Source organism: Allobosea sp. RCC_152_1, assembly GCF_041360765.1.
Lineage (GTDB): Bacteria > Pseudomonadota > Alphaproteobacteria > Rhizobiales > Beijerinckiaceae > Allobosea > Allobosea spartocytisi.
In genome coordinates, this window is the sequence record NZ_JBFUPU010000001.1 from 433,509 (window position 1) to 456,319 (window position 22,811).

27 protein-coding genes are annotated in these 22,811 nt (G+C 67.0%); 17 read left to right on the forward strand and 10 right to left on the reverse strand.

Annotation, left to right across the window (positions count from 1 at the left end):
* Positions 1-203 precede the first annotated feature (203 nt).
* Positions 204-1,043 carry a CHAD domain-containing protein gene (locus AB6806_RS02035; protein WP_370954018.1) on the forward strand — a complete coding sequence of 280 codons (840 nt, stop codon included), beginning with the start codon at positions 204-206 and terminating at the stop codon, positions 1,041-1,043.
* Positions 1,044-1,083: 40 nt separating this feature from the next.
* Here the strand turns inward: AB6806_RS02035 and AB6806_RS02040 are convergent, their stop codons facing one another.
* Positions 1,084-2,169: a TRAP transporter substrate-binding protein gene (locus AB6806_RS02040; protein WP_142020422.1), complete on the reverse strand. Its 1,086-nt coding sequence runs from the start codon at positions 2,167-2,169 to the stop codon at positions 1,084-1,086.
* 74 nt (positions 2,170-2,243) lie between these two features.
* Here AB6806_RS02040 and AB6806_RS02045 point away from each other — a divergent pair, with 74 nt between their 5' ends.
* The 4 genes from AB6806_RS02045 to AB6806_RS02060 all read left to right on the forward strand — a co-directional run bounded on the left by AB6806_RS02045 (position 2,244) and on the right by AB6806_RS02060 (position 4,833).
* The gene (locus tag AB6806_RS02045) at positions 2,244-3,254 is read left to right on the forward strand and encodes a fumarylacetoacetate hydrolase family protein (RefSeq protein WP_370954019.1); all 1,011 of its coding nucleotides are present in this window, start codon (positions 2,244-2,246) and stop codon (positions 3,252-3,254) included.
* Positions 3,247-3,828, forward strand: a complete 582-nt coding sequence (locus AB6806_RS02050; RefSeq protein WP_142020424.1) for a DinB family protein — start codon at positions 3,247-3,249, stop codon at positions 3,826-3,828. The genes AB6806_RS02045 and AB6806_RS02050 overlap by 8 nt, the downstream gene beginning before the upstream one ends.
* Positions 3,829-3,916: 88 nt before the next feature.
* Positions 3,917-4,450 (forward strand): hypothetical protein, encoded by a 534-nt coding sequence (locus tag AB6806_RS02055; RefSeq protein WP_142020425.1) that lies wholly within the window; start codon positions 3,917-3,919, stop codon positions 4,448-4,450.
* Between the two features lie 2 nt (positions 4,451-4,452).
* A complete protein-coding gene (locus AB6806_RS02060) occupies positions 4,453-4,833 on the forward strand; it encodes a lysozyme inhibitor LprI family protein (protein WP_142020426.1) in 381 nt (126 codons plus the stop codon).
* Here the strand turns inward: AB6806_RS02060 and AB6806_RS02065 are convergent.
* Positions 4,815-5,360, reverse strand: coding sequence for a GNAT family N-acetyltransferase (locus AB6806_RS02065; protein WP_185747796.1), 546 nt, complete (start codon positions 5,358-5,360; stop codon positions 4,815-4,817). The two genes, AB6806_RS02060 and AB6806_RS02065, sit on opposite strands and share 19 nt — an antisense overlap.
* A 108-nt stretch (positions 5,361-5,468) precedes the next feature.
* On the opposite strand from AB6806_RS02065, the gene AB6806_RS02070 reads away from it, so the two are divergent.
* Entirely contained in the window at positions 5,469-5,984 is a 516-nt protein-coding gene (locus tag AB6806_RS02070) for a CreA family protein (RefSeq protein WP_248312398.1), read from the forward strand.
* A gap of 9 nt (positions 5,985-5,993) precedes the next feature.
* Here AB6806_RS02070 and AB6806_RS02075 read toward each other — a convergent pair whose 3' ends face one another.
* Positions 5,994-6,323, reverse strand: a complete 330-nt coding sequence (locus tag AB6806_RS02075) for a hypothetical protein (RefSeq protein ID WP_142020428.1) — start codon at positions 6,321-6,323, stop codon at positions 5,994-5,996.
* Positions 6,324-6,635: 312 nt separating this feature from the next.
* On the opposite strand from AB6806_RS02075, the gene cysS reads away from it, so the two are divergent.
* Positions 6,636-8,165 (forward strand): cysteine--tRNA ligase, encoded by a 1,530-nt coding sequence (cysS, locus tag AB6806_RS02080; RefSeq protein WP_142020429.1) that lies wholly within the window; start codon positions 6,636-6,638, stop codon positions 8,163-8,165.
* Positions 8,166-8,268: 103 nt separating this feature from the next.
* On the forward strand, positions 8,269-9,879 hold the full coding sequence (gene cimA, locus AB6806_RS02085; protein ID WP_142020430.1) for a citramalate synthase: 1,611 nt from the start codon (positions 8,269-8,271) through the stop codon (positions 9,877-9,879).
* 126 nt (positions 9,880-10,005) lie between these two features.
* Here cimA and AB6806_RS02090 read toward each other — a convergent pair whose 3' ends face one another.
* Positions 10,006-10,344, reverse strand: coding sequence for a hypothetical protein (locus tag AB6806_RS02090; RefSeq protein WP_142020431.1), 339 nt, complete (start codon positions 10,342-10,344; stop codon positions 10,006-10,008).
* 218 nt (positions 10,345-10,562) lie between these two features.
* Here AB6806_RS02090 and AB6806_RS02095 point away from each other — a divergent pair, with 218 nt between their 5' ends.
* The 4 genes from AB6806_RS02095 (at position 10,563) to AB6806_RS02110 (ending at position 15,011) form a co-directional block, all read left to right on the forward strand.
* On the forward strand, positions 10,563-12,476 hold the full coding sequence (locus tag AB6806_RS02095) for an ABCB family ABC transporter ATP-binding protein/permease (RefSeq protein WP_142020432.1): 1,914 nt from the start codon (positions 10,563-10,565) through the stop codon (positions 12,474-12,476).
* Between the two features lie 132 nt (positions 12,477-12,608).
* Complete coding sequence (locus AB6806_RS02100; protein ID WP_038361833.1) at positions 12,609-13,100, forward strand: hypothetical protein; 492 nt, start codon at positions 12,609-12,611, stop codon at positions 13,098-13,100.
* 186 nt (positions 13,101-13,286) lie between these two features.
* Complete coding sequence (locus AB6806_RS02105; protein ID WP_133561684.1) at positions 13,287-13,988, forward strand: phosphatidylserine decarboxylase; 702 nt, start codon at positions 13,287-13,289, stop codon at positions 13,986-13,988.
* A 186-nt stretch (positions 13,989-14,174) separates the two neighbouring features.
* Positions 14,175-15,011: a CDP-alcohol phosphatidyltransferase family protein gene (locus tag AB6806_RS02110; protein ID WP_038361838.1), complete on the forward strand. Its 837-nt coding sequence runs from the start codon at positions 14,175-14,177 to the stop codon at positions 15,009-15,011.
* A 27-nt stretch (positions 15,012-15,038) separates the two neighbouring features.
* On the opposite strand, the gene AB6806_RS02115 is transcribed toward AB6806_RS02110, so the two are convergent.
* Positions 15,039-15,422, reverse strand: coding sequence for a hypothetical protein (locus AB6806_RS02115; protein WP_133561682.1), 384 nt, complete (start codon positions 15,420-15,422; stop codon positions 15,039-15,041).
* A 320-nt stretch (positions 15,423-15,742) separates the two neighbouring features.
* Here AB6806_RS02115 and AB6806_RS02120 point away from each other — a divergent pair, with 320 nt between their 5' ends.
* The 3 genes from AB6806_RS02120 to yacG all read left to right on the forward strand — a co-directional run bounded on the left by AB6806_RS02120 (position 15,743) and on the right by yacG (position 17,503).
* A complete protein-coding gene (locus AB6806_RS02120) occupies positions 15,743-16,351 on the forward strand; it encodes a Maf-like protein (protein WP_112764098.1) in 609 nt (202 codons plus the stop codon).
* Between the two features lie 134 nt (positions 16,352-16,485).
* Complete coding sequence (locus AB6806_RS02125) at positions 16,486-17,307, forward strand: SDR family NAD(P)-dependent oxidoreductase (RefSeq protein ID WP_133561680.1); 822 nt, start codon at positions 16,486-16,488, stop codon at positions 17,305-17,307.
* The gene (gene yacG / locus AB6806_RS02130; protein ID WP_038361863.1) at positions 17,300-17,503 is read left to right on the forward strand and encodes a DNA gyrase inhibitor YacG; all 204 of its coding nucleotides are present in this window, start codon (positions 17,300-17,302) and stop codon (positions 17,501-17,503) included. Before AB6806_RS02125 ends, yacG begins: the two co-directional genes overlap by 8 nt.
* Positions 17,504-17,545: 42 nt before the next feature.
* Here the strand turns inward: yacG and AB6806_RS02135 are convergent, their stop codons facing one another.
* The gene (locus tag AB6806_RS02135; protein ID WP_038362563.1) at positions 17,546-17,734 is read right to left on the reverse strand and encodes a hypothetical protein; all 189 of its coding nucleotides are present in this window, start codon (positions 17,732-17,734) and stop codon (positions 17,546-17,548) included.
* A 251-nt stretch (positions 17,735-17,985) separates the two neighbouring features.
* Between AB6806_RS02135 and AB6806_RS02140 the strand changes: the two genes are divergently transcribed.
* On the forward strand, positions 17,986-18,252 hold the full coding sequence (locus AB6806_RS02140) for a hypothetical protein (RefSeq protein WP_038361865.1): 267 nt from the start codon (positions 17,986-17,988) through the stop codon (positions 18,250-18,252).
* An 8-nt stretch (positions 18,253-18,260) separates the two neighbouring features.
* The gene (locus AB6806_RS02145; protein WP_112764100.1) at positions 18,261-18,548 is read left to right on the forward strand and encodes a hypothetical protein; all 288 of its coding nucleotides are present in this window, start codon (positions 18,261-18,263) and stop codon (positions 18,546-18,548) included.
* 66 nt (positions 18,549-18,614) lie between these two features.
* On the opposite strand, the gene AB6806_RS02150 is transcribed toward AB6806_RS02145, so the two are convergent.
* The 4 genes from AB6806_RS02150 to AB6806_RS02165 form a co-directional block, all read right to left on the reverse strand.
* Positions 18,615-19,781, reverse strand: a complete 1,167-nt coding sequence (locus AB6806_RS02150; RefSeq protein WP_370954020.1) for an NAD(P)/FAD-dependent oxidoreductase — start codon at positions 19,779-19,781, stop codon at positions 18,615-18,617.
* An 8-nt stretch (positions 19,782-19,789) separates the two neighbouring features.
* On the reverse strand, positions 19,790-21,400 hold the full coding sequence (locus AB6806_RS02155) for an FAD-dependent oxidoreductase (protein ID WP_370954021.1): 1,611 nt from the start codon (positions 21,398-21,400) through the stop codon (positions 19,790-19,792).
* A gap of 98 nt (positions 21,401-21,498) precedes the next feature.
* Positions 21,499-22,251: an amino acid ABC transporter ATP-binding protein gene (locus tag AB6806_RS02160; protein WP_038361875.1), complete on the reverse strand. Its 753-nt coding sequence runs from the start codon at positions 22,249-22,251 to the stop codon at positions 21,499-21,501.
* Between the two features lie 2 nt (positions 22,252-22,253).
* The gene (locus AB6806_RS02165) at positions 22,254-22,715 is read right to left on the reverse strand and encodes an ABC transporter permease subunit (protein ID WP_370954022.1); all 462 of its coding nucleotides are present in this window, start codon (positions 22,713-22,715) and stop codon (positions 22,254-22,256) included.
* Positions 22,716-22,811: the final 96 nt, after the last annotated feature.

A 22,811-nucleotide genomic window follows, 5' to 3' on the forward strand; every position in this document is an offset into this window, starting at 1 on the left:
AAGACGATGCTGTCGCGTGGCGGTGGCCGCGTCGGTCGCGCCGGTGAAGGAGCAACGCGGCTCCTGCCTCGAACGCGCGCGATCCGAGCCGGAGGCGTGGTAGAATGGCGGTCTGCCGCTCGGATACGTTGCCGTCGGGGAAACGCGCGAAACAGGTCAGCATGGCGAGCATCTCGAGAATCGGTCCGGATGCGAGGGTATCGATGACGCGGCGATGGGCCCGGCACTGGCTGCGCTCCTGCCGTGAGTTTCCGGCCCGTGCCCTGGCCGTGCTCGATTGCCGGGAGGGCGATCCGGGACGGACGATTCATGAATTCCGCCGCCTGATGAAGGCGTGGCGCGCTTTGCTGAAGCTTGCTCCCGCCGAGCTGACCGAGGAGGGGAAAGCGGTTCGCGGGGCTATCGGAGGCTTGCGCCGCGGCTTCGGCATCGCCCGCGACACGGCGGTCGTCGCCAAGGTGCTCAGTGCGCTCTGTCCCGACCATGCCTCCGAGGACGACGCGCAGGATGCAGCCGTGGCGCTGCTGGCCGAGCAGGGAGACGCCGTCCGCGACGAGCTCCGGCGCCTGTCGGCCGAGATGGCGCGCTGGTCCGTGTCGGACGAGACGGGCGACTTTCTGGTCCGGGCCTTCCGGCGCAGCTATCGGCTGGCACGGCGCCATGGGCGCCGCGATCCGCGCCGGATGGACGCGGAGCATCTGCACGAGTGGCGAAGCATGATCGTCGATCTGAGCTATCAGCTCAGCTTCTTCGCGCCGGCCGACCCGGCAGGGCTCGGGCAGCAGGCCAAGGCGGCGGAGCGCCTGCGCTCGCGGCTCGGCAATGCGATCGACCTCGGCATGGTCCGTGCGCATCTCGCCGAAAGGCCAGCGCTGGATGGCGTCGATGCGCTTGCGCAGGAGATCCCGCGCAAGATCGCCAAACAGCGCCGCAAGGCGGCGAAACTGGCTAAGCGCCTTCTCGCTCGCCGCCCCAGGCGTGCCGGCGCCGATCTGCGCGAGGCGATGGAGCGCCGGCCGCCGAGGCGGACCAGCTTCGGCTGATCCGTTCCGGGGCGACGGGTGGGGATGGCGCCGGCGCGCCTCAGCGCGCCTTCAGCCGGTTCATGAACGAGTCGTAGGAGAGCTCCGCGATCTGCCACCAGAGCAGGTTCTCGCCGCGGAAGGCGACCATCGAATCGTAGCCCTTCTTGAAGTCCGGGCTCTTGGCCCCGGTCTCGGCGTAGTATTCCTCGGCCGCCTTCAGGGCTGCCTCCATGACCGGCAGGGGGAAGGCCCGTAATTGCGCGCCCTGCGCGACGAGCCGGCGCAGCCCGCCCGGATTCACATAGTCGTATTTCGCCAGCATCCAGTTGTTCGCCGCCTCGCAGGCGTGCTGGACGATGGCCTGATAGGGCTTCGGCAGCTTGGCCCAGGCCTCCTTGCCGATGATGAGGTGCAGCATGGCGCCGCCCTCCCACCAGCCGGGGTAGTAGTAATATTTGGCGACGCGGATGAAGCCGAGCTTCTCGTCGTCATAGGGGCCGACGAACTCGGCCGCGTCGATCGAGCCGCGCTCCAGCGCCGGATAGACGTCTCCCGGCGCGATCTGCGTCGGCACCACGCCGAGCTTGGACAGCACGGCGCCGCCCATGCCGCCGATGCGGAACTTCAGTCCCTTGAGATCGTCGACGCCCTTGAGCTCGTTGCGGAAGAAGCCGCCCATCTGGGTGCCGGAGTTGCCGCAGGGGATGGAATAGGCGTTGAAGCGGTCGAGCACGCCGTTCACGATCTGCTCGCCGCCGCCGAAATACCACCAGCTATGCTGCTGGCGGGCGTTGAGGCCGAAGGGGATGCCGGTGCCGAGCCCCAGCGTCGGGTCCTTGCCGATGTAGTAGTAGGTCGGCGAATGCGCGCATTCGACCGTGCCGGAGGAGACGGCGTCGAGCGCCTGCAATCCGGGCACGATCTCGCCCGGCGCGAAGACCTGGATCTCGAATTGGCCGTCGGTGGCGTCGGAGACATATTTCGAGAACTGCTGCGCCGTGCCGAAGATGGTGTCGAGCGACTTCGGAAAGCTCGAGGTCAGCCGCCATTTCACCTGGGGTTGGGACTGCGCGATCGCGGGCGCGGCGACGGCTGTTGCGGCCGCGGCGAGCGCTCCCGTTTTCAAAAACGAGCGACGTTCCATATGGTCTCCTCCCAGAGCCTGTTCACAAGGCTTGTTGCGTCTTTATTGGCGCGTCCGGGAAGGAATGAAAAGAGATGAAGCTTGCCTCCCTCTCGCATGGCCGCGAAGGCCGCCTCGTCGTGGTTTCCGCAGACCTGACGCGTGCGACCGACGCCTTTCCGGTCGTCGCCACCCTGCAGGCGGCGCTGGACGATTGGGAGCGCCTCGCGCCCCGGCTCGCCGACCTCGCCGAGGGGCTGGAGCACGGCTCGGTGCCGTCCTTCCGTTTCCACGAGCATGATTGCGCCGCGCCGTTGCCGCGCGCCTTCCAGTGGCTCGACGGTTCGGCCTATGTGAATCACGTCGAACTCGCCCGGAAGGCGCGGGGCGCGGCCATGCCGGACAATTTCTGGACCGACCCGCTGATGTATCAGGGCGGGAGCGATGCGCCGCTCGCCCCGCGCGCGCCGATCCACGCCCGCAGCGAGGAGGACGGTATCGATTTCGAGGCCGAGATCGCGGTGATCACGGGCGATGTGCCGATGGGCGCGACGCGCGAGCAGGCGCTCGCCGCCATCCGCCTCGTCATGCTCGCAAACGACGTGAGCCTGCGGAATCGGATTCCGAGCGAATTGGCGAAAGGCTTTGGATTCATTCAGTCAAAGCCGTCCACCTCCTTCTCACCGGTCGCCGTCACGCCCGGCGCGCTCGGCTCGGCCTGGCGCGACGGCAAGCTGCATCGTCCGGTCCTGGCCCAGCTCAACGGCGCGCCCTTCGGAAGGCCGGATGCCGGCACCGACATGACCTTCGATTTTGGCACGCTGATCGTCCATGCGGCGGCGACGCGCCGGCTTTCGGCCGGCACGATCATCGGCTCCGGCACCGTCTCGAACCGCGATGCCGATGGCGGGCCGGGCAAGCCGGTGGCAGAGGACGGGGTGGGCTATGCCTGCATCGCCGAGCAGCGCATGGTCGAGACGCTCCGCCATGGCGAGCCGAAGACGTCATTCCTGCGTTTCGGCGATACGGTCCGCATCGAGATGAAGGACGCCGACGGCCATTCGATCTTCGGCGCCATCGAGCAGGAGGTCCTGCCGCATGACTGAGGCGGGTTTCGGCCGGCGCGGGGCGCTTGCCGCCCATTGCCGCAAGATGGCCCATAACAACGCCTGGGCGAACTGGCGGCTGCTCACGGCCTGCGCGCAACTTAGCGATGCGGATTTCAAGGTGGAGCGGACGAGCTTCTTTCCCTCGCTGCACGAGACGCTGAACCACAATCTGATGGTCGATCTCTATTATATCGACGCGCTCGAACGCGGCGGCCTCGGCCGGCTGGTGTTCGAGCGCTTCCGGCCCTTCGACATGGCGCAGCTCCTCCCCGCCCAGGCCGCTGCAGACCGGCGGCTGATCGCCTTCTGCGACGGCTTGAGCGACGACATGCTCGCAACCACCGTCACGACGGACCGCGGCGAGCACGGACAGGTCGAGGAGCGCGTCGACGATCTGCTGGCGCATCTCTTCCAGCACCAGATCCATCATCGCGGCCAGGCCCATGCCATGCTGGCCGGCACCGCCGTCGCGCCGCCGCAGCTCGACGAATATTTCCTGCGCTACGATTCGCAGCAGACCCGCGTCGAATTGCGCCGCCTCGATCTCGCCCCACCCGAAGAGCTGCTCTGACGCCCGCGCGCAGCTCCAGCTTGTTGGCGGGCGAGACGCCGGATAACCTGCGCCGCGAAACACCGCCCGCCGCGAGAGCCGAGACGCCATGATCGACCCCGTGCCGCTCTATTCCACAGCGATCCCGCTGGCCTTCTTCGTCTGGGGGCCGCTTCTCGTCGTGGTGCTGTTCTGGCTCGTCGGCTTCTGGTCGAACCGTCAGGGCGTGCCGCGCATGCTGGAGAGCGACTGGAACGGCTACAATGTCGCCGATGTCGAGAAGCTCTTCGGGCTCTATGGCGAGACGACGCGGGCGCGCTACCGCAACCGGGTGCTTCCGGCCGATGTTGCCTTCGCCTTCGTCTACGCCATCGTCGGAGCCATCCTGATCGCGGGACTCGCGATGCGCGGGCAGCCCTGGTGGGTCGCGGCGCTCTGCGGCGGCGGCTGGCTCCTCGGCGGGCTCTGTGACGTGGCCGAGAATCTGGCGGTGGCCCGTCTTCTCGACAGATATCCCCGCGTCGAGGCCGGCGATGTCGCTTTCGCCAGCAGGATGACGCGGCTGAAGCTGGTCTTCTTCTCGCTCGGCATCGTCGGCGCGCTGGTTGCCGCCTATCTCGTCTTCAAGCCGCTGGCGGCGTGACCATGCGGCGCTGGTGGCACTTCCTGCCGGTCCTCGTCGCTCTCGCATCCCCGGCAGCGGCCGACGAGGTCTACAAGCGCTGCATCGACGATTCGGATGGCACCAATCCGGCTTGGGGCGCCTGCGGCGGCGAATGGGTCGCGCGCGAGGACGCCAAGCTCAACGCGACCTGGAAACGGCTCTACGAGGCGAGCGAACCGAACACGAAGAAGGACCTGCTCGCGGAGCAGCGCGCCTGGAACGCCTTCAAGGAGAAATCCTGCAGGTTCTACGGCAATGGCGATTTCGGGCGGGAAGGGCAGGTCCTGCATTTTCCGGCCTGCCGCGCGGAGGTCATCGCCCGGCGTACCGAGGCGCTGAAACGCTATGAGGCCGGGCCCTGACGCCGCTCGGGGCGCCCGAGGCGCAGCCGGGTCGCGACCACAGGTGGCGTGCCGATCAGGAACGCGGCCCGAGTTGGTGCCGGCTCGAAACCCAGCCGGGCTGCAAGCCGCAGCGACGCCGCATTCTCCGGATGGGTGGTAATGAGGATCTCCGGCAGGGCGAGGGCCTCGAAACCATGGCGCAGCAGGCAGGCGGCCGCTTCCCGGGCATAGCCCTTGCCCCAATGCCGCGTGTCGAACCGATAGCTCAACTGGGCGACGTCCATGTCATTGCCATCGGGAATTAGCCCGACATAGCCGGTGAAATCTGCCGGATCGATCTTGGCGAAGACCGACCAATAGCCGAGCCCGCGTGCGACATGGGTGAAGCTGCGCGCGGCGACGGCGTCCCGGCCCATCGCCGGGTCGTCGATCGAGGCGATATGGCGCATCACCTGCGGATCGGCGTTCATCCGGGCAATGGCATCGAGATCGTCGAGCCGGCGCGGCCGCAGCAACAATCTCTCGCTTTCCAGCTCGGGTAGCATTGGTCGCCTCTGCTTTGATGTGGGGGCGGCTGCAGAACTCTGGTGCGCCGGCGTGGGGCTTCCCATATCCTGCCGGGCGCCGAACCGAAACGCGCCGGGAGAATGGGAATGTTGCTTCGTCGTTGGATCCTGGCTGCGTTGGCCGTTGCTCTGTCCGGGGCGTTCGTGGCGCCGGCCATGGCGCAGGAAGACCTGATCTTCAAGAAATCGACGGTCTGGAAGGCGCTGACGCCGGACGACAAGCTCGCCGTCTACGGCGTCGACGATCCGCTCGTCGAGGGCGTGGCCTGCCACTACACCGTGCCGGAGAAGGGCGGCGTCAAGGGCATGTTCGGTGTGGCCGAGGAGGTCTCGGAGGTTTCGCTGGCCTGCCGGCAGATCGGGCCGATCAAGTTCAAGGAGAAGGCCGAGCAGGGCGATGTCGTCTTCCGCGAGCGCCGCTCGCTGATCTGGAAGAAGATGCAGATCGTGCGCGGCTGCGACGCCAAGCGCAACGTGCTGGTCTATCTGGTCTATTCGGACAAGCTCATCGACGGCTCGCCGCAGAATTCGACCTCGACCGTGCCGATCATGCCCTGGGGCAATACCGGCGAGGCGCCGAAATGCAGCGACTGGATCCGGTAGGCGAGGGGATTATTCGCCGCAGGTGATGCTGAGCGGCTGCTCGGCGGCTGCCGCCGGGGTCGGCTTGGTCACCGTGCCGGTGAAATCGGCACGGTCGGCGATGCCGAAGGCCACGGCCTTGCCGAAGCCCTGCGATTCGCACCAGGCATTGGCGACGATCTTGCCGCATTCCGACCGGGTCGAGATGCAGTCGGCAACGCCGTAGCCGTCGCTGGCGGGAATCAGGAAGGTGCGCTGTTCGCTGGGGGCGGCGGCGGGGCGGCTCATCGGCATGATCGAGAGCGAGATGCCGGCGACGGCGATCCCGAGCAGTCCGACGAAAGCCACGGCGCGGCGCATGGGGTGAGATTCCTGAGGGCGACGGGCGGGAGACCCCGAGAATCGGGAGGATGGTTCCGGCCGGTTAAATTTGCGTGAATGGCGGCGGCGATGTTGCGGCGCAGCAAGTCGGGCGCCCTCTTGACGGAAAGCGCGCGGACAGGCAATCACTTTTCCCATGACGCGAGCCGCCATCAACAGCCCTTGCATTATTTGCCGCTAGCTTTCGCTGGCCGGCTGCTCACGTCCTCGTCCTGAAAACGAACAGACAAAAGCGCCCCGGCCAGCGGCCAGGCTGTTTCTTGTCTTCTGTCGTTTCGTTCGTTCCAGGATTTGCCCCCGATGTCGCCGACCCTGAGGTTCTACAACACGCTGACGCGGACGAAGGAGGATTTCGCTCCGGTCGATCCGCAGAACGTGCGCATGTATGTCTGCGGCCCGACGGTCTACGACTACGCCCATATCGGCAATGCCCGCCCGGTCATCGTCTTCGACGTGCTCTACCGGCTGCTGCGGCACGTCTATGGGCCCGAGCACGTCACCTATGCCCGCAACCTCACCGACGTCGACGACAAGATCAACGCCCGTGCGGCGCGCGACTTCCCCGGCTTGCCGCTGAACGAGGCGATCGCGAAGGTCACCGCGACCACCACGGCGCAGTTCCATCATGATGTCGACGCGCTCGGCAATCTGCGCCCGACGAGCGAGCCGCGCGCCACCGAGCATATCGAGGAAATGCAGGCGATCATCCATCGGCTGATCGCGCGCGACGTCGCCTATGTCGCCGAGGAGCATGTGCTGTTCCACGTCCCCGCGGTGACGCATCTGGCGAAGGCGCCGAAATACGGCTCGCTCGCCCGCCGCTCGCTCGACGAGATGGTCGCCGGCGCGCGCGTGGATGTCGCGCCCTATAAGCGCGATCCGATGGATTTCGTGCTCTGGAAGCCGAGCCGCGAGGGTATCGACCCCGGCTGGCTCTGGCCGAACAGCGCGCCGGAGGGGATCACCCGCCCCGGCCGCCCGGGCTGGCACATCGAATGCTCGGCCATGTCGATGGCGAAGCTGCTCGCGCCCTTCGGTGGCGGCTTGTCATGCGACGATCCGGCGAAGAACGTCTTCGACATCCATGGCGGCGGCATCGACCTCGTCTTCCCGCACCACGAGAACGAGATCGCCCAGTCCTGCTGCGCCTTCGGGGGCGGGGAGGGTGCGCCGCGCATGGCCAATATCTGGATGCATAACGGCTTCCTGCAGGTCGAGGGCGAGAAGATGTCGAAATCCCTCGGCAATTTCGTCACGATCAACGAACTGCTGGCGACGGAAACCTTCGGCGGCCGCAAATGGCCGGGCGAGGTGCTGCGCCTCGCGATGCTGAAGACGCATTACCGCCAGCCGATCGACTGGACGGTGAAGGCGCTGGAGGAGGCGGAGAAGGAACTTGATCGCTGGTACGCGCTAGCCACTCAATTTCACTACAGCCCCGCATTGACGAGCAAACCAATGCTCGAAGCGCTTTCGGACGATCTGAACACGTCCGAAGCTCTTACGGAAATGAGGTCGCTCTATAAGAAGGCGGGAGACGGTGACGGTCGCGCTGGAAGCCAGTTCTTGGCCAACGGTAAGCTGCTAGGACTGTTTGAATACTCGCTACCGCAGTGGCGTTCTCAGAGGCCTGTTCTCAACGCGGTGCCGGTGGAAAAAGTCGAAACTCTCGTCGAGCTTCGCCTCGACGCCCGCCGCACGAAAAACTTCGCCGAATCCGATCGCATCCGCGACGAGCTCGCCGCCATGGGCATCGCGCTCAAGGACGGCAAGGACCCCGCCACCGGCGAGCCGACGACCACCTGGGAGGTGAAGCGATGAGCCCGAAGATCCGTCCTGCCGGCTCGCTGTCGCTCGCCATGAAGCTCGTCATGCTGGCCATGGTCGTGCCGCGCGTCGTTCGCTTCAAGCTGAGGCGCGAGCGATGAGCCAGATCACCGAACGCTGCCGCATCCATCTCTTCGACACGACGCTGCGCGACGGCGCGCAGACCACCGGCGTCGACTTCTCGCTCGACGACAAGCGCGCCGTCGCGGCCCTGCTCGACCGGCTCGGCGTCGATTACGTCGAGGGCGGCTATCCCGGCGCCAACCCGCTCGACACCGCCTTCTTCGAGGAGAAGGCGACGAAGCAGGCGAAATTCGCCGCCTTCGGTATGACCAAGCGGGCAGGGCGCTCGGCCGCCAACGATCCCGGCATCGCCGCGCTGCTGGCGGCGAAGGCCGACGCCATCGTCTTCGTCGCCAAGGCCTGGGACTACCATGTCCATGTCGCGCTCGAGATTTCGCTGGAGGACAACCTCGCCGGTATCCGCGAGAGCGTCGAGGCGGCGAGGGCCGCTGGCCGCGAGGTGATGCTCGATTGCGAGCATTTCTTCGACGGCTACAAGGCCAACCCCGATTACGCGCTCGCCTGCGCGCGCGCGGCCTATGAGGCCGGTGCCCGCTGGGTCGTGCTCTGCGACACCAATGGCGGCACGCTGCCCGACGAGATCGGGGCTATCGTGCGCGAGGTCGCCAAGGTCGTGCCGGGCGACCATCTCGGCATCCATGCTCATGACGATTGCGGCTGTGCCGTCGCCAATTCGCTGGCGGCGGTCGAGGCCGGAGTGCGCCAGATCCAGGGCACGCTGAATGGGCTGGGCGAGCGCTGCGGCAATGCCAATCTCGTCACGCTGATCGGCGCGCTGAAGCTGAAGGAGCGCTATCGCGAGCGCTTCGCGCTCGGCGTCGACGAGAGCCAGCTCGCCGATCTCGCGCATGTCTCCCGCGCCCTCGATGAGATGCTGAACCGCGCGCCGAACCGCCACGCGCCCTTCGTCGGCGCCTCGGCCTTCGCCACCAAGGCCGGCATCCACGCCTCCGCCGTGCTGAAGGATCCGCGCACCTATGAGCATGTTCTGCCCGAGGCGGTCGGCAACACCCGCAAGGTGCTGATTTCCGACCAGGGTGGCAAATCGAACCTCGTGGCGGAGCTGGAACGGATCGGCCTGACGCTCGGCCGCGACGATCCCCGGCTCAACCGCGTACTGCAGGAGGTCAAGGACAAGGAGGCGCAGGGCTATGCCTTCGAGGGCGCCGACGCCTCCTTCTTCCTGCTCGCCAAGCGCATTCTGGGCGAGCTCCCGGCCTATTTCGAGATCGAGCGCTTCACGGCCAATGTCGAGCGCCGCTACAACGCGCTGGGCGAGCTCGTCACCTTCTCCGAGGCGATCGTCAAGGTGAAGGTCGGCGACGACGTGCTGATCTCGGTCGCCGAAAGCGTGCTCGGACCGGTCAACGCGCTCGATCTCGCGCTGCGCAAGGATCTCGGCCACTACCAGTCGCTGATCGGCGGCCTCAGGCTGGTGGATTACAAGGTCCGCGTCTTCCAGGGCGGCACGGACGCCGTCACCCGTGTGCTGATCGAATCCGGCGACGAAACCGGCGAGCGCTGGACCACGGTCGGCGTCAGCGCGAACATCATCGACGCCTCGTTCCAGGCGCTGGTGGATTCGATCACCTACAAGCTGGTCAGGGCCGGCGCGACGGCGTGACGCCCTGCGCCGTCATGCTCGGGCTTGACCCGAGCATCTCTTGCGAGAGGAGGCTCTAGAACCTCATCGTCCGGAGATTCTCGGGTCTGCACTTCGCTTCGCCCGAGAATGACGGTCCCCGGGAGGTCACTCCGTCAGACGGATCACGCGGTCCTTGCACAGATCCATGTCGGCGTCGCTCGTGGCTTCGTCGTCGAACTGCGCCTGCACCGTATAGCTGCAGCCCTGCGGCTTGTTGAGCTTGAGCGCGACGCTCTTGCCGGGCGCCAGCGGCTTGGCGAGCTTCGCCACGAGCCGGGGCTGGTCGCCCGCCGTCGCGATCGCGAAATTGCTCAAGGACACTGTGCGCTGATTGGTGATGGTGATCTGCGGATGAGGCCGCGTGGCCTGCGCCGCGGCCGGCAGGGCGAGGCCGAGAGCAGCCCCTAAACCCAGCCCGATCACTGCAAGATTGCGGAATACCATGGTCATGTCTCCCCATTTGAGAGCGTTGAGCGCTCTTTCGCGAGGAGACATTCTCCGTTCGACGAGAACAAGGCAACTCCGGGGCGCCAGTTTACGCGGGCGCCTCGCTTCTGCTGTTTCGCAACAGCCTCCAGGCGCAATGCCCCCCTTGCAACAAGCTGCATGCATGGACGCGGAATTGCGCCTATATGGGCCGCATAAACTGGAATCGCTCGAAAATGTCCGTGCCCGCAGCGCCGTCCCCGGTGCCGAGCCTCGCTCGTTCCGTCGTCATCAAGCCGGGCTCCGGCTTCATCGCCACCTTCCGTGCGCTCTGGCCCTATCTCTGGCCGGCGGAAAGGGCCGATCTGCGAGGGCGCGTCGTCGCGGCCTTCGGGCTGATGCTGATCGGGCGCCTGATCCTGATGGGCGTGCCCTTCAGCTTCAAATGGATCACCGACGCGCTGGCCCAGACCCATTCCAGCGTCGAGAACTGGCTGCCCTGGCTCGTCGGCGCGCCGCTGGCGCTGACGGTGCTCTACGGTCTGGCGCGGGTCGGCTCCTCGGCCTTCGTGCAGATGCGCGACGCGATCTTCGCCCCGGTCTTCATGCATGCGGTGCGCACGCTGGCGCTCCAGACCTTCGGGCACCTGCATTATCTCTCGCTGCGCTTCCATCTCGAGCGCAAGACGGGCGGGCTGACGCGCGTGCTGGAACGGGGCCGCAACGGCATCGAGGAGATGGTCCGGCTCGGCCTCAACCAGCTCGTGCCGGTCATCGTCGAGGTCGCGCTGATCATCGCCGTGCTGCTCGCGCTGTTCGACTGGCGCTATGTCGCGGTGCTGGTCACGATGGTCGTCGCCTACATGACCTACACGATCAAGGCGACCGAGTGGCGTATCGCCATCCGCTCGGCGATGAACGAATCCGATACCGACGCCAATTCCAAGGCGATCGACTCGCTCTTGAACTACGAGACGGTGAAGTATTTCGGCGCCGAGGCGCGTGAGACCGCACGCTACGACGTGGCGATGGCGCGCTATGAGCGCAACTCGATCAAGTCCTACACCTCGCTCGCCTTGCTGAATTTCGGCCAGGCCACGATCTTCGCCGTCGGGCTGACGCTGTCGATGCTGATGGCAGTGCGCGGCTTCCAGGCTGGCACCAACACGGTCGGCGATCTCGTGCTGATCAACTCCATGCTGATCCAGCTCTATCTGCCGCTGAACTTCATGGGCACCGTCTATCGCGAGATCAAGCAGGCGACGCTCGACATCGCCGAGATGTTCTCCCTCATCGGCCGCGATCCGGAAATCCAGGACAAGCCGGGCGCGCTGCCGTTGCAGGTGCCGGCCGGCGAGGTCGTCTTCGACAACGTGCATTTCGCCTATGTGCCGGAACGGCCGATCCTGCGCGGCATTTCCTTCAAGGTTCCGCCCGGCCGCACCGTCGCCATCGTCGGCCCGTCCGGCGCCGGCAAGTCGACGATCTCGCGGCTGCTCTTCCGTTTTTACGAGCCGCAGAAGGGTCGTATCCTCATCGACGGCCAGCCCATCGCCGATATCCAGCAGGTGAGCCTGCGTGCCGCCATCGGCATGGTCCCGCAGGATACGGTGCTGTTCAACGACACCATCGAATACAACATCCGCTACGGCCGCCCCGAGGCGACGATGGAGGAGGTCGAGGACGCTGCCCGCCTCGCCCAGATCGATCGCTTCATCCGCACCTTGCCGGAGGGGTACGCCACCTCCGTCGGCGAGCGCGGCCTCAAGCTCTCCGGCGGCGAGAAGCAGCGCGTCGCCATCGCCCGCACCATCCTGAAAGGGCCGCCGGTGCTCGTCCTCGACGAGGCGACCTCGGCGCTCGATTCCTTCACCGAGAAGGAGATCCAGGACGCGCTCGACCGGGTGAGCGAGGGGCGCACCACGCTGGTCATCGCGCACCGGCTCTCCACGGTGGTCAATGCGGACGAGATCATCGTGCTCGACAAGGGCGTCATCGTCGAGCGCGGCCATCACCGCGACCTGCTCGCGGCGGACGGCGTCTATGCTGCGATGTGGAACCGCCAGCGCGAGGTCGACGAGGCCAAGGCGACCCTCCAACGCGCGACGCAGGAAGAAGGCGAGAGCGTCAGGGTCACGCTGGTGCAGTGACGGCTCGGGCCTGCCCGGCGCGGCAGGCTCGCCTTTCGATCGGCCCGATGACATTGGCGCGGAGTGGCGTCGCGGGCCGGTTTCGGTCATGATGCGCCTCGGGAAGCAGCATCGAGCGGCTTGGGGGCTGTCATGTTCGATCCGACGACACTGGTTGGCTTTCATACCTGGTTGAGCCTGATCGCCATCGTCGCCGGCTTCCCGGTGACGGCGGGGTTGTTGAAGGGCCACACCAAACCCGGCTGGACCGGAATCTTCCTCTCGACCGCCTTTGCCACGAGCGCGACGGGCTTCGCCTTTCCGGTCAGCGGCATCCTCCCGTCGCATATCGTCGGCGCGATCTCGCTGGTGCTGATCGTCGTGGCGGGCGTCGCGCTTTACGCGAAGATGCTCGAAGGAGCGTGGCGGCGGATCTATGCGATCACGGCCGTGCTCGCCTTCTATCTTCTGATGTTCGTCCTGGTCGCTCAGCTCTTCCTCAAGCTGCCGGCGCTGCATGCGCTCGCTCCGACCGGCTCCGAGCCGCCCTTCGCCATCGCGCAGGGCATCCTGCTCGTCGTCTTCGCCTGGCTGACCTGGCAGGCGGCGCGGCGCTTCAACCAGGTCTGGCACCCCGCGCATTGAATGCCGGGCCGCCCGGCATTTCGTCTTTCCGGGGATGAAGGGGCCCGCGCCGGAGCGCCGCGGCCTTCCGCTCTTTCCCTCGCGGCGGGAAGGCCCTAAATCAGCGCAGCGCCCGCGCTGGCTTTCCAGCGCTGCGGCAAGCCCATTCCCGCGTGCCTCGCGCCGCCAAGAACAGCGGAACTCTCCATGTCCCTCGTCGATTCCGTCCGCAAGGTGATCGTGCCCATCCACAAGGAGGGCTATGTCTTCATCGCGATCGGGCTGGTGGCGACCATCATCCTCGCCAATCTCTGGTCGCCCTTCGGCTGGATCGGCGCGATCATCACCGTCTGGATCTGCTATTTCTTCCGCGATCCCGTCCGCATCACGCCGCAGCGGGAAGGGCTGGTGATTTCGCCGGCCGACGGCCGCGTCAGCCAGATCGCCACGGCCCTGCCGCCGCCGGAACTCGACCTGCCGGCCGAGCCGATGACCCGCGTCTCGATCTTCATGAACGTCTTCGACTGCCATGTGAATCGCAGCCCCGTGCCCGGCCGCCTCCTGAAGATGGCCTATACGCCCGGCCTCTTCCTGAATGCCGAGCTCGACAAGGCGAGCGATGACAACGAGCGCAACGCGCTGGCGATCGAGACGCAGGCCGGCACCATCGCCGTCGTCCAGATCGCCGGATTGATCGCGCGGCGGATCGTGCCCTTCGTCAAGGAAGGCGACGTGCTGGCGACCGGCGAGCGCTTCGGCCTCATCCGCTTCGGCTCGCGCGTCGACGTCTATCTGCCTGCCCATGTCGTGCCGCTGGTCGGCGAGGGGCAGACGGCGATCGCCGGCGAGACCGTGCTGGCCGATCTTTCCGGCAACGAGGCCATCCTGCGGACGTTCCGCGGAATCTGACCGGCAGTGAATCGCGTCATTCTCGGGCGCCCGCAGGGGGACCCGGGAATCTCCAGGCGGTAAGGGATCAGGAGACTCCAGAGCTCCGTCGGTTCGAGATGCTCGGGTCAGGCCCGAGCATGACGCCGTTGATGCCGTTATCTCCCCGCCTAGCTTCCGCCTGCAAAACCGCGTATTTCGGCTCGCATGAGCGACCTCTTTCCTCCCTTCGAGCCCGAGCGCCTCGAGCCGAAGCGCGCGCGTTTCAAATCGATCCCGTTCCGGCTGATCGCGCCGAACCTCGTCACGCTGCTGGCGCTCTGCCTCGGCCTGACGGCGATGCGCCTCGTGGTCGAGGGCAAGCTCGAGACCGCGACGATCTGCATCCTGATCGCGGCGGCGCTCGACGGCATCGACGGCCGTCTCGCGCGCATGCTCAAGGGCACCTCCCGCTTCGGCGCCGAGCTCGATTCGCTCTCGGATTTCGTGAATTTCGGCGTCGCCACCGGCTATGTGCTGTGGATCTTCGTCCTGCACGACCTGAAATCCTTCGGCTGGATCATCGTGCTGACGCTGGCCTGCGCCATGGCGCTCAGGCTCGCGCGCTTCAACGTGATGATCGACGATCCCAACCGGCCCGACTGGCAGAAGAACTTCTTCGTCGGCATGCCGGCCCCGGCCGGCGCCATCACCGCCATGCTGCCGGTCTATCTGCAGGCGATCGGCGTGCCGGTGCAGGAATACGGCGCGCCCTTCGTCGGGCTCTACATCCTCTTCATCGCCTTCCTGACGATCTCGCGCATCCCCTGCTATGCGGGCAAGACGCTGGGCGCGCGCATTCCGCGCGACATGGTGCTGCCGATCTTCGTCGCGGTCGTGGTGGTCGCGGGGCTGCTCTTCGCCTACACCTTCGAGGTGCTGACGCTGGTGGTGGTGGCCTATCTCGCGCTGATCCCGCTCAGCGTCGCCCGGTACCGCAAGCTCGAGCGCGAGCATGCCGCATCAGCGACCCTGCCGGAGGAGACGCCGGAAAGCGCCGCCTGATGGATAGTATCTGCTAGGCTGATAGCTCTAACGACGCCGGCCGGTCAGCCGGGCCGCGTTGGCGCGGGTGCGGCGGGCGAAAGGCTCGAGCGTGCTGTTCGCCACCTTGGCAGCGGCCTCGCTCAGATCGATCTGCGCCAGCGGGTTCAGCGCCAGGCCCCACCAGAACATCGTGGCGGCGCAGCTCGCGGCGAAGCTGCTTTCCACCACCGCCGACACTTTCTCGACCACGGCCTTCGTCGCCTCGCGCTGGCCCGACGAATCGCCGAGAGCGCCCTTCATCAGGATCGGCATCCGCATGGCGATGGTGAGCCCGGCCTCGGCCTGCATCGCCAGGACGCGCGTGGCGAGCGCCTGCGCCTCCACCCCAGCCGGGGCGGCGGGGCGCAATGGCTTGCGCGATGTTGGCATGAGGCGAACTCCGGAGAATAGGGCCGAGAGGCGGTGGAGCATCGATGAAGGGCGCGTAGTGTGGCGCGGCCGGAGGCGCTTGGCAATGGCTGGTATACCAGCCGTCCAGCCCGTTATCTGTGCAGATCGCGGATGGCGCGCGAACGACGACCCACCCGCCGGCGCATCGCCGCAAGGGTTTCGGATTTATTAGCGCGCCGAAATACTCTAAAGCCTGAGACATCCGATCGTCATCGTCATCCGACCGTCCTGCAAACCGGAATGTGGCCGAGCCGCCCTTGAGTTTCTTTTCCCCGCCCAAACAACCTGGCTGGCGGCCGATGCTGGTGCTGGCCTCGGCCTCGCCCCGGCGGCTCGCTTTGCTCGAACAGGCCGGCCTTAAGCCCGACGCGCTGCTGCCGGCCGATCTCGACGAGACGCCCCACAAGTCCGAGCGTCCGCGCGATCTCGCCCGCCGCCTCGCCCGCGAGAAGGCGGAAGCCGCGCGGGAGGGCGCAAAGGCGCGCGCCGACCTCGAAGGCTGCTACATCGTCGCGGCCGACACCGTCGTCGCCGTCGGCCGGCGCATCCTGCCCAAGGCCGAGATCGTCGACGAGGCCGCCGCCTGCCTGCGCCTGCTCTCGGGCCGTGCCCACCGCGTCTATACCGGCGTGGCGCTGGTCACGCCCTCGGGCGCGATTCGGGACCGGATCGTCGAGACGCGGCTGCGCTTCAAGCGTCTGTCGACCGAGGATATCGAGCATTATCTCGCCTCCGGCGAATGGCGCGGCAAGGCGGGCGGCTATGCCATCCAGGGCATTGCCGGCTCCTTCGTCATCAAGCTCGTCGGCTCCTATACCGGTGTGGTCGGCCTGCCGCTCTACGAGACGGTGAACCTGCTGGGCGGCGAGGGCTTCCCGATCCGCTTCGGCTGGATGAACGCGGCCTGATCTCCGCGGCTCGCGGGGGTTGCCTCTCGTCTCCATTGCCCCGATCCTCTCGCCCGCAGCGCGCCAGCCTGACAAGGCGCGCGACAATGTCGCATCGGTCCGTCCCAACAGGGCGGACCCTTCGGGAGGCAGCGATGACGGGGCGTCTCAGGGGCAAGGTCGCGATCGTGGCCGGGGCCGGGTCGATCGGGCCGGGCTGGGGCAACGGCAAGGCGACCGCGACGGTTTTCGCCCGCGAGGGCGCCAAGGTGATCTGCGCCGACATCAACCGCGACGCCGCCGAGGAGACCGCTGCCATCATCCAGAACGAGGGCGGCCAGGCCTTCGCCGTGCAGGCCGACGTCACCAGGGCGGACCAGGTCGCCGATCTCGTCGGCCGCGCGCTCGGCCGCTATGGCCGCATCGACATCCTCGACAACAATGTCGGCATCGCCGAGGTCGGCAGCGTCGTCGATCTGCCCGAGGAGACCTGGGAGCGCGTCTTCCGCGTCAACCTCACCGGGGCCTTCCTGGCGATGAAGCATGTGATTCCGGTGATGCTGCGCCAGTTCGAGGAGACCGGCGAGGGCGGCTCGATCATCAACATCTCCTCCATCGCCTCGATCCGCCACACCGGCGTGCCCTATGCGAGCTATTCCACCACCAAGGCCGGTCTCAACCAGCTCACCCGCACCACGGCGGCGCAATATGCTCCACAGAAAATCCGGGTGAACGCCATCCTGCCGGGGCTGATGAAGACCCCGATGGTCGAGCATTCCGCCGGGCTGGCGCAGGCCTATGGCGACGGCGATATCGAGGCGATGTGGGCTGCCCGCGCGGCGCAGGTGCCGATGGGCCATATGGGCGAGGCCTGGGACGTTGCCAACGCCGCGCTCTTCCTTGCCAGCGACGAGGCGCGCTATGTCACGGGCATCGAGCTCGTCGTCGACGGAGGCATTACGCTTAAATATGGCTGAAACCGAGAAGAAGCCGCCGGCCGAACGGCCGTGCCCGATCTGCGGCAAGCCGGCAGTGGAACGCTATCGCCCCTTCTGCTCGCCGCGCTGCGCCGATATCGACCTCGGCCGCTGGCTCAAGGGCAGCTATGTGATTCCCGGCGAGCCGCTCGAGCAGAGCGACGAGGCCGCGCCCTCGCGCGACAAGGAGGAGTGAGGAATAGGCCGGCGCCTGCGGACCGGCGCCGGCAGGCAGGCTCTACCCGAGAGCCTCGCGTCGCTTCAGGAGTTCGTTGAGCAGATCCTGCTGCTCGGCGATCCGGTTGGCGATGGTTTCCTCCACCGCAGCGCCGGCTGCGCCGGTGGCCTGCTCGGTCAATTCGGCAATGTTGCGCCGGGCGATGGCGATCCGGGCATCCAGATCCTGCTGCGTCGCATTCTCAGGCATGGGGGGCTCCATAGCTTCCTGCATCGGAACGATCATGTTCCGCACGATACGATCATGCACCGCCGGCATCGTCGGTGCCCGGTTTTTTCATCGAGCCGCGTGATTATTCTCCCGCAGCTTCGCGGTTCGCGTCCAGTGCCGGACGTCACCGATCCGGCTTTGAGCGGCACGGGTCCAGCAATGCGCGCGGATGGTTGTTCATCGTCAAGGCTGGGGGGTTTCCTGACGATCACGATGCGCTATTTTGAGGAATGGCCGACTTTCCCGGGATCATCCGCTCGCCTCTCTCGCAGACCATCACGCATGATGGCATCACCGTGCAGGTCGAGATCTATCGCCTCGAGGGGACCGAGGGCTGGACGCTCGAACTGGTCGATGCCGAGGGCGGCTCGACGGTCTGGCAGGACAGCTTCGCCACCGATGCCGAAGCCTTCGCCGAGTTCATGGACGGGGTCCGCCAGCTCGGCCTGGCCAAGCTGATCGATCCCGACGAGGACGACATCGCGACGGTGCATTGAGGCCCGCAATGGCTCGCTATACGGACGAGCTTGCAGCGATCGTCGCCTATGAGCAGGAGTTGCGCCGCCGGATCGGTGAGCGCCTCGCGCTGGAGCGCGGCGAATCGACCCGCGACGGCCTTTCCGAGGAGCAGGTCGCCCTGGCCGAGGCCGCCATCCTGGCCTGGCAGCAACAGGGTGAGGAAGAGCAGGACCTGCATGCCTTCAGGGCAATGGGGCCCCTTCAGGAACTGCTCGTCGAGCATCGTGCCGCTCTCGACAGGATCGACGACATCCACGACCGCAGGCTCTCATGACGAACGGCGGCGATAACCTCCCGACAACCGCTTGAGGTTCCGGCCACGTCGCCGGCGATCACCTTCTCATGCAGCCAGCACTTCCGCTGCCGCCGTCACCTGCCAGCCCTGCAATTCGCGCCAGTTGGGCTCCAGCGCGGCGAAGCGCGACAGCTTGAAGCTCGAAATGTCGGCGAAGCCGCATTCGCCGTCGACGACCAGATCGCGGATCGCGTGGCCGCTGGCCGGTGAGAGCCCGAACCCGACGCTCGAAAGAGTCGCCACGACGACATTCGCCTGCGAATCCAGCCGGTCGATGACGGGGCGGCCATCGGGCGTGTTCTCGATGACACCGGCCCAGGAACGGATGATCCGGGCATGAGCCGCCTTGGGCAGAAGCTCGGCCAGGCGCTTGCCCATATGCAGCATCAGCGGCGTGGTCGGCTTGGCAGGCGTGCCTTGCTCGGCGAGTGCGAGCCATTCATGCGGGCCGCCGCCATAGGCGAGGTTACCGCGGAGCGTCTGGCGCCCATAGAGGCCGCAGCCATCGACACCGCCGAGCGGCATCAACGGCAAGGGCTCGGTCACGATCATCTCGCAGCGGGCCGACTGCACCGGCACCTCCTGCCCGAGCATCGCCGAGAGCCGCCCGGTCTGCGGGCCGGCGGCGAGCACGAGGCTGTCGCAGCCGATGACGCCGCGATCGGTCTCGACGGCGGTCACGCGCCCGCCTTCGCTGCGGAAGCCGGTGACGGTCGTGTGCTGCAGGAGACGCCCGCCATGATCCTGCATCGCCCAGGCATAGCCCTGCAGCGTGCGGTGCGGGTTGGCATGGCCGCCGAATTTGTAGTGGTAGCCGCCGACGATGGTGTCGGCCGCCAGCGGCACCATCTCCTTGGCCTGCCTGACGTCGAGCACCTCGGATTGGAAGCCCTGCCGCTCGGCATTGCGCAAGGCGCGGCCGTAAAGCGCCATCTGGTGTTCGCTGGAGGCGAGGCGGATGCGCTCGCCCCGGAACTCCGTGGGATAGCCGAGCATCTCGTCCAGGATCGGCCAGAGCCGCTGCTCCTCGGCAAAGAGCGGCGAGTGGTGGTGCGAGCAGCCGCCGCCATTGCGGCCGGAAGCCTCCCAGCCGATCAGGCCCTTCTCCAGCACCAGCACATCGACGCCATCGCGCGCCAGCCACCAGCCGGCGGAGAGGCCGGTGACGCCGCCGCCGACGATGACGACCGAAGCTCCCTTGATCTCGTTCATTATGGCTCTCACTCGCTCGCGACGGGGCCGGTCGCGTCGTTGCCCGCGACGGTGTAGCGTTCCGGCACCTCCCAGAACGGTCGCCACTGCGCATGCATGCCGAACCAGGTGTCCCAATGCTCGGCCTGCTCGGGCGCTTCCGGGACGGATAGCGTCATGGACAACGGCATCGGGCGAGTCGGAGCCCGGTAGCCGGCAAGGGGGATCGCCGAGAGTGGTTGCGCGGCGCCCAGCGCCAGCAGGGCCGCGACCTGCTCGCGGCAGCGGCGACCCTGGCAGGGGCCCATGCCGGCGCGTGTCAGGCGCTTGACCTGGTCGGGATTGGGCGGGCCGTCGCCGAGCAGCGCCGCGAGCGAACGATCATTGCGGCGCTCGTTCTGCCAGTCCAGATAACGCGGCGGCCGGACCTCGAGAATCTCGCGGGCCGTCACCTCCTCGCATTGGCAGACATGAAACTCCGTGCGGGCCTCGACGACGCTCGCACGGACCCAGGCCAGGCGATAGGCGCTGATATCGTATTCCGGCGCCGGCGGTTGCGAGGCTGTTGCTGTGATCGCCTCCGCGTCGAGGGCCGCGACGGCGCAGGCGGCTTCAGCCTCGGCGATCGCGCGGTCGCGGGTCTTCGCGGCCCAGATGCCGGCGCAGTCGCCGACCGCATGGACATTCGCGATGTTGGTGCGCTGGTTCGCATCGAGGACCGGCGCATAGCCTCCACGCTCGGGCTGGAACGCGACCTTGCCGCCAGCGGCATCGAGCAGGTCGATGACCGCGGTCGTGCCGACGGCGAGCACGATGCCGTCGCAGGCGAGGCTGCGTTCCTCGGCCGAAGGCTTTCCGGCCTCGTCGAGCCTTGCGAGCAATGCCGCCTCGACACCGTCGCGGCCGGCTGCTTCGCGCACGACATGGCGGGTCAGGATCTCGGTTCCGCCCTCGCGCAGGCTGGCCAGCAGCGCCGCGTCGCCAACGATCTCCGCGGCCTGCTCGACGACCGCCGCAATGCTGGCGCCGGCCTCCCGCAAGGCGAGCGCCGTGGTCAGCGACTCCGTGCTCGAGCCAAGAACGACGAGCTTGCGCGGACCGAGCGCGCCGTAGCGCGTCGCCAGAGCGAGCGCGGCGGTGGCGCCCATCACCCCCGGCTTCTCCCAGCCGGGGAAGCCGAGTCCCATGTCGCGCCGGCCGCAGGCGAGGATGACGTGCCGCGCCTGGACGAGAAAGCTGCGCTCCTCATCGGCCAAGCCCGCGACGAGGCCGGGCATCCAGCCGAGAGCGAGGCCATTGGCGTAGAGTCCCCAGCAAGTGGTGCCGAGGCGGACATCGATGCCGGCCTCGAAAGCCTCTGCGATCCGCGGTTCGGAGGCCACGAATGCCTCCATCATGGCGTTGCGATTGCGGGCGCTGGCCGCCATGCCCTGCCCGAAATGCAGCGGCACCTCATCGCCCATCGTCTTGAACAGCACGGGGTTCTCGTCGACCAGTAGCACGCCGAACCCGCGCGCAGCCGCCCCGATTGCGGCTTCGAGGCCGGCCGGACCGGCGCCGACAACGAGGACATCGACATTTTCGTCGATGGTCAGGGGCTTGCCGGTGACGGATTTGGGATCTGAGGCCGGGATGTTCATGGGTACCCCTCTCGAATGATGCCGTTCATTCCTGGGTCGATGGCCTGTGGCGGCTGGCCAAAATGCGATATCGGCCCGCCCGGAGACGGCATGGCGCGTCACAGAACCTGTTCAAGGAAGGCACGGGTGCGCGTCTCGCGCGGCGCACCGAAGAATTCGGCCGGCGGCGCGTGCTCGACGATCACGCCGCCATCGGTGAAATAGACATGGTCGGCGACCTCGCGGGCGAAGCCCATCTCATGGGTGACGAGGATGCAGGTCATGCCCTCCGCAGCGAGATCGCGGATGGTGACCAGCACCTCCTTCTTGGTCTCGGGGTCGAGCGCGGCGGTGACCTCGTCGAACAGCATCACCTTCGGGTTCATCGCCAGCGAGCGGGCGATGGCGACGCGCTGCTGCTGCCCGCCCGAGAGCTCGCCCGGATAGGCGTCGTGCTTATGCGAGAGGCCGACCTTGGCGAGCAGGCGCCTGGCCCGCTCCTCGACCTCGGCGCGGTCCTGCTTCAGCACATGGACCGGCGCCATCATCACGTTCTGCAGCGCGCTCTTGTGCGGGAAGAGATTGTACTGCTGGAAGACGATGCCGACATCGCGGCGCAGCGCCAGCTTGTCGAGCGCGGGGTCGTTGACCTGCCGGCCGGCGACCGTGATCGAGCCCTTGCTGATCGGCACCAGCGCGTTGATGCAGCGCAGCAGCGTCGACTTGCCCGAGCCCGAGGGGCCGATGATGCAGACGGTCTCGCCGCGGCGGATGGTCAGGCTGACGTCCTTCAGCACCGGGAAGGCGCCGAAGGCTTTTTCGACGCCCTCGACCACGACGACCGGCTCGCCGAGTTCATGCTTGGCAGCCATGGTCATCCCTTCACGTTGAAGCGGCGCTCGATCGCCATGGTGAGCCGGGCGATCGGGTAGCAATAGGCGAAGAACATCAGCAGAAGCAGCAGGTACATCGGCAGCATCAGATCGGGCCGGCTCTCGGCGACGAGCGCGGCGCGCGTCACCGTCAGCCCGTCCTGGATGCCGACGACCGAGATCAGTGTCGTGGCCATGGTCAGGATGGCGTAGAGGTTCATCCAGGGCGGAATCATCCGCTTGAAGGCCTGCGGCAGGATGATCATCCACATCGTCTGACGCCGCGTGAAGGCGAGCGCCTCGGCCGATTCCCATTGGCCGGAGGGAATCGAGCGGATGCCGCCGCGCACGATCTCGGAGACATTGGCCGCGACCGGCAGCGCGAGCCCGATGATCGCCTTGACCCAGGCCGGAAAGGCGATGGTGAACGGGCCGAGCCTGATCTCGAAGGGCAGCAGGAACATCGCGTAGAACAGCAGGACGAGCCAGGCGCGTTGCGGAAGAACTGCGTCGCGGCCCAGGCGGGCTTGCGCAGAGCCGCCGAGGGCGAGACCTGCCCG

Bases quoted from the DNA above. Each gene is read 5' to 3' on its own strand.
- AB6806_RS02125 (WP_133561680.1), top strand. From the start codon at position 16,486: ATGACGGGGCGTCTCAGGGGCAAGGTCGCGATCGTGGCCGGGGCCGGG.
- AB6806_RS02140 (WP_038361865.1), top strand. From the start codon at position 17,986: ATGGCCGACTTTCCCGGGATCATCCGCTCGCCTCTCTCGCAGACCATC.
- AB6806_RS02150 (WP_370954020.1), bottom strand. From the start codon at position 19,781: ATGAACGAGATCAAGGGAGCTTCGGTCGTCATCGTCGGCGGCGGCGTC.
- AB6806_RS02070 (WP_248312398.1), top strand. From the start codon at position 5,469: ATGTTGCTTCGTCGTTGGATCCTGGCTGCGTTGGCCGTTGCTCTGTCC.
- AB6806_RS02165 (WP_370954022.1), bottom strand. From the start codon at position 22,715: ATGTTCCTGCTGCCCTTCGAGATCAGGCTCGGCCCGTTCACCATCGCC.
- AB6806_RS02160 (WP_038361875.1), bottom strand. From the start codon at position 22,251: ATGGCTGCCAAGCATGAACTCGGCGAGCCGGTCGTCGTGGTCGAGGGC.
- AB6806_RS02105 (WP_133561684.1), top strand. From the start codon at position 13,287: ATGTCCCTCGTCGATTCCGTCCGCAAGGTGATCGTGCCCATCCACAAG.
- AB6806_RS02040 (WP_142020422.1), bottom strand. From the start codon at position 2,169: ATGGAACGTCGCTCGTTTTTGAAAACGGGAGCGCTCGCCGCGGCCGCA.
- yacG (WP_038361863.1), top strand. From the start codon at position 17,300: ATGGCTGAAACCGAGAAGAAGCCGCCGGCCGAACGGCCGTGCCCGATC.
- AB6806_RS02055 (WP_142020425.1), top strand. From the start codon at position 3,917: ATGATCGACCCCGTGCCGCTCTATTCCACAGCGATCCCGCTGGCCTTC.
- AB6806_RS02135 (WP_038362563.1), bottom strand. From the start codon at position 17,734: ATGCCTGAGAATGCGACGCAGCAGGATCTGGATGCCCGGATCGCCATC.
- AB6806_RS02090 (WP_142020431.1), bottom strand. From the start codon at position 10,344: ATGGTATTCCGCAATCTTGCAGTGATCGGGCTGGGTTTAGGGGCTGCT.
- AB6806_RS02050 (WP_142020424.1), top strand. From the start codon at position 3,247: ATGACTGAGGCGGGTTTCGGCCGGCGCGGGGCGCTTGCCGCCCATTGC.
- AB6806_RS02045 (WP_370954019.1), top strand. From the start codon at position 2,244: ATGAAGCTTGCCTCCCTCTCGCATGGCCGCGAAGGCCGCCTCGTCGTG.
- AB6806_RS02110 (WP_038361838.1), top strand. From the start codon at position 14,175: ATGAGCGACCTCTTTCCTCCCTTCGAGCCCGAGCGCCTCGAGCCGAAG.
- AB6806_RS02120 (WP_112764098.1), top strand. From the start codon at position 15,743: ATGCTGGTGCTGGCCTCGGCCTCGCCCCGGCGGCTCGCTTTGCTCGAA.
- AB6806_RS02145 (WP_112764100.1), top strand. From the start codon at position 18,261: ATGGCTCGCTATACGGACGAGCTTGCAGCGATCGTCGCCTATGAGCAG.
- AB6806_RS02075 (WP_142020428.1), bottom strand. From the start codon at position 6,323: ATGCGCCGCGCCGTGGCTTTCGTCGGACTGCTCGGGATCGCCGTCGCC.
- AB6806_RS02065 (WP_185747796.1), bottom strand. From the start codon at position 5,360: ATGCTACCCGAGCTGGAAAGCGAGAGATTGTTGCTGCGGCCGCGCCGG.
- cimA (WP_142020430.1), top strand. From the start codon at position 8,269: ATGAGCCAGATCACCGAACGCTGCCGCATCCATCTCTTCGACACGACG.
- AB6806_RS02155 (WP_370954021.1), bottom strand. From the start codon at position 21,400: ATGAACATCCCGGCCTCAGATCCCAAATCCGTCACCGGCAAGCCCCTG.
- AB6806_RS02100 (WP_038361833.1), top strand. From the start codon at position 12,609: ATGTTCGATCCGACGACACTGGTTGGCTTTCATACCTGGTTGAGCCTG.
- AB6806_RS02095 (WP_142020432.1), top strand. From the start codon at position 10,563: ATGTCCGTGCCCGCAGCGCCGTCCCCGGTGCCGAGCCTCGCTCGTTCC.
- AB6806_RS02115 (WP_133561682.1), bottom strand. From the start codon at position 15,422: ATGCCAACATCGCGCAAGCCATTGCGCCCCGCCGCCCCGGCTGGGGTG.
- AB6806_RS02060 (WP_142020426.1), top strand. From the start codon at position 4,453: ATGCGGCGCTGGTGGCACTTCCTGCCGGTCCTCGTCGCTCTCGCATCC.
- AB6806_RS02035 (WP_370954018.1), top strand. From the start codon at position 204: ATGACGCGGCGATGGGCCCGGCACTGGCTGCGCTCCTGCCGTGAGTTT.